The 6662-nt window shown below is 70.7% G+C and carries 6 protein-coding genes; all 6 read right to left on the bottom strand.

Annotation, left to right across the window (positions count from 1 at the left end; translation table 11 throughout):
• Positions 1-555: ABC transporter ATP-binding protein (locus U874_RS0101050; protein WP_025132697.1), on the bottom strand; the 555-nt coding region annotated here is incomplete at its 3' end.
• On the bottom strand, positions 552-2315 hold the full coding sequence (locus U874_RS0101045; RefSeq protein ID WP_025132696.1) for an ATP-binding cassette domain-containing protein: 1764 nt from the start codon (positions 2313-2315) through the stop codon (positions 552-554). The genes U874_RS0101050 and U874_RS0101045, both read right to left, overlap by 4 nt.
• A complete protein-coding gene (locus U874_RS0101040; RefSeq protein WP_025132695.1) occupies positions 2302-3177 on the bottom strand; it encodes a branched-chain amino acid ABC transporter permease in 876 nt (291 codons plus the stop codon). Before U874_RS0101040 ends, U874_RS0101045 begins: the two co-directional genes overlap by 14 nt.
• A gap of 122 nt (positions 3178-3299) precedes the next feature.
• Entirely contained in the window at positions 3300-4478 is a 1179-nt protein-coding gene (locus U874_RS0101035) for an ABC transporter substrate-binding protein (protein WP_025132694.1), read from the bottom strand.
• A 50-nt stretch (positions 4479-4528) separates the two neighbouring features.
• The gene (locus tag U874_RS0101030; RefSeq protein WP_025132693.1) at positions 4529-5410 is read right to left on the bottom strand and encodes a MoaF C-terminal domain-containing protein; all 882 of its coding nucleotides are present in this window, start codon (positions 5408-5410) and stop codon (positions 4529-4531) included.
• A gap of 289 nt (positions 5411-5699) precedes the next feature.
• Positions 5700-6662, bottom strand: coding sequence for a helix-turn-helix domain-containing protein (locus tag U874_RS0101025; protein WP_025132692.1), 963 nt, complete (start codon positions 6660-6662; stop codon positions 5700-5702).

Raw genomic sequence — 6662 nt, 5'->3', positions numbered from 1 at the left:
GACGAGCAGCACGCCGACGCCCGAGGCCGCGATCTGCTGGATGAGCGGCAGCAGGCGCATGAACACGACGGGGGCAAGCCCGAGCGACATCTCGTCGATGAGCAGGAACCGCGGCTGCGAGGCGAAGGCCCGCGCGAGCACGACCATTTGCTGCTCGCCGCCCGAGAGCAGCACCGCCTGCGAGTCGATGCGCTTCTCCAACTCGGGGAACGAGGAGATGACCTCCGCGAGCTTCGCCTCGGATTTCGCGGTGAGCATGATGTTCTCGCGCACCGTGAGCGAGGGGAAGATGGCCCGCCCCTGCTCGATGTGCGCGATCCCGAGCCGGGCGCGCTGCACCCGCGTGCGTTTCGCGAGCGAGGCCCCGTCGAGCGAGAGCTCGCCCGCCGTGTGCGGGATCACCCCCGAGACCGCCTCGAGGAGACTCGTCTTGCCCGCGCCGTTCGGCCCGACGAGGGCGACGATCTCGCCCGCGCGGAGCACGAGGTCGACGTCCGAGACGACGGGGCCGGCCCCGCGCGCCACGGTGATTCCTGACAGCTGCAGCTCGCTCATGAGCTGACCTCCGCATCTCCCATGTAGGCCGCGATCACGGCGGGGGTATCGAGCACGTCGGCGGTGGGGCCCTGGGCGAGCACCTTGCCGAAGTCGAGCACCGTGAGCTCGGAGCAGACCGAGCGCACGAGGTCCAGATCGTGCTCGATGAGCACGATCGCAGTGTCGAAGCGCGACGGGATCCGGGTGAGCCGGTGCCCGAACTGCACGTGCTCCTCGTGGGAGAGGCCCGCGGCCGGCTCGTCCAGGATGAGGAGCCGAGGCCCGGCGAGCACGGCGGCGGCGACCTCGACGAGCCGCCGCGTGCCCGCGTCGACCACCGTGAGCGGGGTCTCCGGGGGCGGGCAGCCGAGGAACGCGAGGGCATCGGCGAGCTCGTCATGATCGATGCGGCGGCGCGCGACGAAGCGCACGTAGCCCTCGATCGAGAGCTGCGGGGGCACCCGATCCTGCTGGAAGGTGCGGCGGAGGCCGTGCCGCGCGCGCTGCACGGGGGAGAGCCCGCTGATGTCGGCGCCGTCGAGGATCGTGCGTCCCGTGTGGTGGGGGAGGAAGCCGCTCACGGCGTCGACGAACGTGGACTTGCCTGCGCCGTTCGGGCCGATGAGGCCCATGATGCTGCGGGGGCGCACGGTGAGGGAGACATCATCGAGCGCCGCGAGCGCGCCGAACCGCACGCCGAGCCCGGACACCTCGAGCACGGGCGGCGCACCCTCGGGGATCGGCTCGGCCGCCTCGGGGACCGCGAAGACGTCGAGCACGCTCGTGCCGACCTCGGGCGGGGCCTCCGCGGCACGGTCCGCCGCGCGCTGATTCGCCCGCTTCCGCAGCACGCCGCGGATGGCCTCGCCGAGGTTCGAGCCGCTCGTCAGCGCCTGGATGCCGAGCAGGCCGAACACCACGAAGCCCCAGTCCTGCGGGACGCCCCACTTCTTCAGCAGCTCGGGCACCACGACCCAGAGGATGCCGCCGAAGATCGCCATGTCGATGAGGTAGGCCCCGCTCATCACCGCGAGGATGTAGAGCGCGAGCGACTGGAGCGGCGCGAAGCTGGAGGCGAAGGGGAGCTGTACCTGGCCCGCGAGGAGGCCGCCTGAGATGCCGCCCAGCGCGGCGCTCACGGCGAAGGCGGAGAGCTTCGCGGCGGAGACGCTCTGGCCGACCGCGGCGGCGCCGCGCTCGGAGAACGCGACGGCCTTCCACCCGCTGCCCATGCGGCTGCCCTGCAACCAGGAGACGATGAGCGCGCAGACGATCATCACGATCGCCGCGAAGAAGAAGTACTCGCGGTCGCTCGAGAACGCGAGCGGTCGGGTGACGGCGATGCCGTCGACCGAGCCGGGGAACTGGATCTGCACGAGCATCACGTCGAAGGCGGCGGCGAAGCCGAGGGTCACGACGGCGAGGTTCACGCCGCGAAGGCGGAGCGCGGGCAGGCCGATGAGCACGCCCGCCAGCCCGCCGGCGAGCCCGCCGAGGAGCAGCCAGACGACGAAGCCACCGGGGGCCTCCGCAGCGCTCAGCCAGGCCACCACCCAGGCGCCGATCGCCGCGAAGGTGAGCTGGGAGAGGGCGATGATGCCCGCGGAGCCCGTGACGACGCCGAGCCCGAGCACCGCGATGACCGCGGTGAGCGCGCTGATGCCGAGGAAGACGTAGTACCCGGACAGGCCGACGCTGAGCGCCCAGGCGATGCCGATTCCGACGAGGGCGACGGCGACGGGGAGGAATTTCCGGAGACGGTGGTCAGCGCGCAGCATCCCACACCTCCTTCCGCTGCGACCAGAGCAGCAGCACGACGATGAACAGGAACGGGATGAAGTTGCGGACGAACGAGACCGCGGGGATCTGCGCGACGACACCGGAGATGATGCCGAGCACGAGCCCGCCGACGACCGCGAGGTCGAGCCGGCGGAAGCCGCCGAGCAGCGCCGCCGCTGACGCCGGGATGATGAGCATCGAGAGGCTGATCGCGTCGTTCGACTGCGAGGGGGCGATCACGAGCACCGTGACGGCGGAGATCGCGCCCGTCGCGGCCCAGACCCCGATCGAGAGCGGCTTCGCCGCGATCCCGATGAGCTCGGCCGTCGTGGGGCGCTCGGAGAGGGCGCGCAGCTGCGTGCCGATCGTCGTGCGCCGCAGGAGCAGCGCGCAGCCCGCCGCGACGATGACGGCGAGCAGCACCATCACGACCGTGACCCAGCTGACGACCACCCCGGCGATGGTGAACGCGGGCCCCTGGAGGAGCGGGGCGAACGGCTGCGGCTTGTTCCCGAAGAGGATGAACGACAGCGAGATGAGCATGAGGAGCGGCGCGACGGTCATCGCGGAGCGCAGGGTGACCGACGCCTCGGAGAGCCAGGTGGCGGCGATCCAGCCGATCGCGCCATTGAGGGCGGCACCGATGACGACGCCGACGATCGTCGCCGCCCAGACCGGCAGCCCGAGGCTCGTCGCGAGCCACACGGCGGAGAACGCGGCGAACATGCCCGTAGCTGCCTGCGCGAAGTTGACGACGCGCACGAGCCGGCTCATGAGCGTCAGGGTGACGGCGAGCACCGCGTAGAGCCCGCCCGAGGCGAGGCCCGCGATCGCGCCCTGAAGGAGCGCGCCGCCGTTCACGAGCGGACTCCGGGGGAGATGGGGAGGAGGGGAAGACGCATGGTGCTCCTTCGCGGGAGAGGACGACGGGGGAAGCGCCCGGTGCGACGTGGCGTCGCACCGGGCGCGGGGCGCAGGGCGGCTCAGCCGGCGGGGAGCAGCCAGTCGTCAGCCGACTTCTCCCAGGCGTTCGTGCCCGACTTCAGCACGACGGGCCAGCCGCCGGGCGTGAAGTCCTGCGCGGCGATCTGATCGAACTGGTAGGGGAACGCGACCATCGGGCTCTCGATGGGCTCCATCCCGTGCAGCGCCTCAGAGACGGACTCGCGCGTGATGTCGCCCTCCATGCCGGAGAGCACCTCGACGAAGTTCATCGCCGCGAGGTAGCCGCCCTGGCTGAACGAGGTGAGCGGGATGTCGTTCTCCTCCATCAGCGCCTTCCAGTCGGCGTTGATCTCGTTGTCCTCAGTGAAGGGGAAGAACTCGGCGGGCACGTGCACCCCGGCGCCCGTCCAGTCGAGCGCCGAAGCGAAATTCTCGCTGTAGACGGAGGTGAGGAACAGGAAGGAGACGTCGTCCCAGCCCTGCGCCTGCGCGGCCTTGACCTGGCCGATCCCGTCGGGCTCGATCGAGTTGACGGCGATGGCCTTGCACCCCGCGTTCTTCGCCTTCACGATGTACGGGGTGTAGTCCGAGCCGCCGTACGGGAGGGTGTCGTCCACCATGAGCGGCTTCTTTCCGGTGAGCTCCGTCCAGCGCTCGACGCCCGCGAGGTAGGCGGGCTTCGTCGAGCCGGCGATCTCGAGCAGCACGCAGATGTCGTCGAGCCCGAGGTTCTCGGAGCCGTTCAGCAGGGTGAGCGTCATGTCGTTGAACGGGCCGAGGTTCACCGGAGCGATGTTCGGCGAGTTGAAGCAGCCGGTGTCGACGCCGATGCCGGGCATCGAGAGCACGCTCTCCTGCGCGTAGTAGTCCTGGTTGATCTCGCACTCGATGAGCGAGGCGCCGCCGACGAGCGCGACGACCTCGTCGCTCCCGACGAGCTCGCGCGCCGCGGCCGTCGCCGAGGCGGGGTCGCCCTTGTCATCGACCGTCTTGTAGTCGATCTGGTGTCCGTTCACGCCGCCGTCGGCGTTGACGCGGTCGAACACGGCCTGCGCTGCTGCGCTCGCCTCCGGGAAGGTCGCGGCGCCGCTCAGCGTGTTCACCGAGCCGATCTTGATGGGGGCGCCGTCGCCCCCGCCATCGGCGCCTGCGCAGCCACTGAGGGCGAGCGCTGCCGCCGCTGTGAGCGCCGCAGCGCCGAGGAAACGTGATTTCATGAGTCGGTCCTTTCGGGGAGAACGGGGAACTGCGGGAGGACGGGCGCCGGTCAGACCGGCTGCACGTCCGGGTAGGTGACGGATCCCTGCGGGTAGATGTGCCCGCCGGCGCGGGAGTGCTCGGCGGTGCCCTCGCCGGTGAGGCCGAGGAACACGCCCGTGGTGCGCAGTGCGTAGCCCAGGTCGTGCAGCCAGACGCTCGCGACCGAGATCCGGAACTCGCGGAAGCAGAAGAGGTAGAGCCCGTCGGCGAACTTCCAGACGGTCGAGAGATCGACGTCGCCGTGCCCGCGCTGCACACCCTGCACGCACTGCCAGGCGTAGCGCTCGCTCGACAGGTAGACGTGCTCGTAGAGGTGGAACGGGCTGTAGCGGTAGAGGTTTCGCTTGCCGATCAGGTCGCGGGACGGCTGCGGCGCCTCGCCGCTCGCCGGGCCCCCGTCGGTGACGGCGGCCCAGAACCGTTGGCCGACGCGCGGCTCCTCGGCCCGGTCGGTGGCGCCGATGGCGGAGCGCACCACGAGCGCGCGGTGCGTCGTCTCCGAGAACACGACCGTGACTGCCTCGTGCGGGCGGGAATCGAGGGGCAGGTGCACGAAGACCACATCGGCGCGCACGCGCACGGCCTCGTAGGGATCCTCCTGCTCGGCGCCCAGTTCGGCGCTCAGCTCCGCGCCCTGCTCGTCCGGGACCGCACCGGCGGCGGAGCCGAGTGCGCCGCTCGCGCGCCAGCGCACGGTCTCCGCTGCGAAGACGAGTTCGAGGCGCGAGCCGTCGTCGAGGCGCAGGCCGAGTGCGGTGCCGGTGAGCGGTTCGCTCGGCAGGCGGAACGTGTCGATGCCGGCGGCGAATTCGTCGTAGCTGCGCCACTCACTCGGGTCCGCGGCGGTCGTGTCGTCACTGCGTGTCGGGGTCGTCTGGTCGACGATCATCGGGTCCACTCCTTCGTGCCGCTGTGCGATACGAGCAGCGGAGGCCCGGCTCATCCTCGAGCCCGGCGGGCCGCGCTGCCCGTCTTCCGCTCAGAACTGTACGCAGCGTACAGATTCTGTGGAACCGCGGCGGGACGGCCCTGCCGTGAGAGTCAACGGCCGTGCTCTCCGAGTCAATCCGGATCACGGAATGGTTGCGGTGCACGGGCGGCGGCCCGCGCACCGCAGCACGTGTCAGCGCAGCGCAGCGCGTGTCAGCGCTGCTCAGCTCAGCTCAGCGCAGCGCAGCTCAGCTCAGGCGGAGCTCGCTCGGGGACACCCCGTACGCGGTCTTGAAGACGCGGCTGAAGTGGGCCGCATCGGCGAAGCCCCAGCGGCTCGCGATCGCGGCGACCGTGCGGTCGGCCAGCACGGGGTCGAGGAGGTCGGCGCGGCAGCGCTCCAGGCGCCGCTCGCGGATCCAGGTCGAGACCGTAGTCTCCGCCTGCCGGAACAGCGCGTGCAGGTGCCGGGTCGAGATGTAGTGCGCCTGGGCGATCGTGCCAGGCGACAGCTCGGGTGACGCGAGGTGCTGGTCGATGTAGCCCGTGATCTTCTGGAGAAGCATCTGGTGCGGGTCGCGCTGGGCGGGATCCGCGTCGAGGATGCTCGAGAACAGGGTGCCCATGAGGTCGAGGCTCGTGTGCGCGAGCTTGGCGCGCACGCGCTCGTCGAGCGGGGTGAGCTGCGCGGGGAACTGCGAGAGGAACGCGCTCACGACGGGCGCGAGGCCCTGGTGCTCCTGGCTGAGCGAGACCGCGGTGAGCTGTTCCGTGAAGGGGATCGGCAGATCCAGCCGGTCCTTCGGGAACATCATGATGAGGTTGCGGAAGTCCTCGCCAAACAGCAGGGAGTACGGCCGCGAGGTGTCGTAGACCGAGAGGTCGCCCGCGCGCATCACGAGCTCGCGCCCGTCCTGCACGAGGATGCTCGTCCCCGCGAGCAGGAGGCTCACCTTGTAGTAACCGCTGCCGCCGTCCGCGATATTCTCGGGCGTGCGCTCCACGAGGTGCGGGCGCGCGGCGATCTCGGTGAACACCACATCGTCGGCCTGCGCGGAGGCCGAGCGCGCGGCGAACGGCTCATCGCGCTCCGTCGTGATCTTGAGCGGGACGAACGCCGAGCTCACGAGCGCTCGGAACTTCGCGAGTCCGTCCACCTGGAGGGGGCGCTGGTCCGGAGTGGACGCGCGCTGCGGCTCGGCCGTCTGCAT

This window comes from Leucobacter sp. PH1c (assembly GCF_000633415.1).
Taxonomy (GTDB): domain Bacteria; phylum Actinomycetota; class Actinomycetes; order Actinomycetales; family Microbacteriaceae; genus Leucobacter.
Note: the sequence above shows the minus strand (reverse complement) of the source record. Positions and strands in the feature narration are given on the sequence as shown.

What these genes read in the sequence shown, in the direction of transcription:
- U874_RS0101030 (WP_025132693.1), bottom strand. Translation starts at nt 5,410, where the DNA reads ATGATCGTCGACCAGACGACCCCGACACGCAGTGACGACACGACCGCC.
- U874_RS0101045 (WP_025132696.1), bottom strand. Translation starts at nt 2,315, where the DNA reads ATGCTGCGCGCTGACCACCGTCTCCGGAAATTCCTCCCCGTCGCCGTC.
- U874_RS0101025 (WP_025132692.1), bottom strand. Translation starts at nt 6,662, where the DNA reads ATGCAGACGGCCGAGCCGCAGCGCGCGTCCACTCCGGACCAGCGCCCC.
- U874_RS0101035 (WP_025132694.1), bottom strand. Translation starts at nt 4,478, where the DNA reads ATGAAATCACGTTTCCTCGGCGCTGCGGCGCTCACAGCGGCGGCAGCG.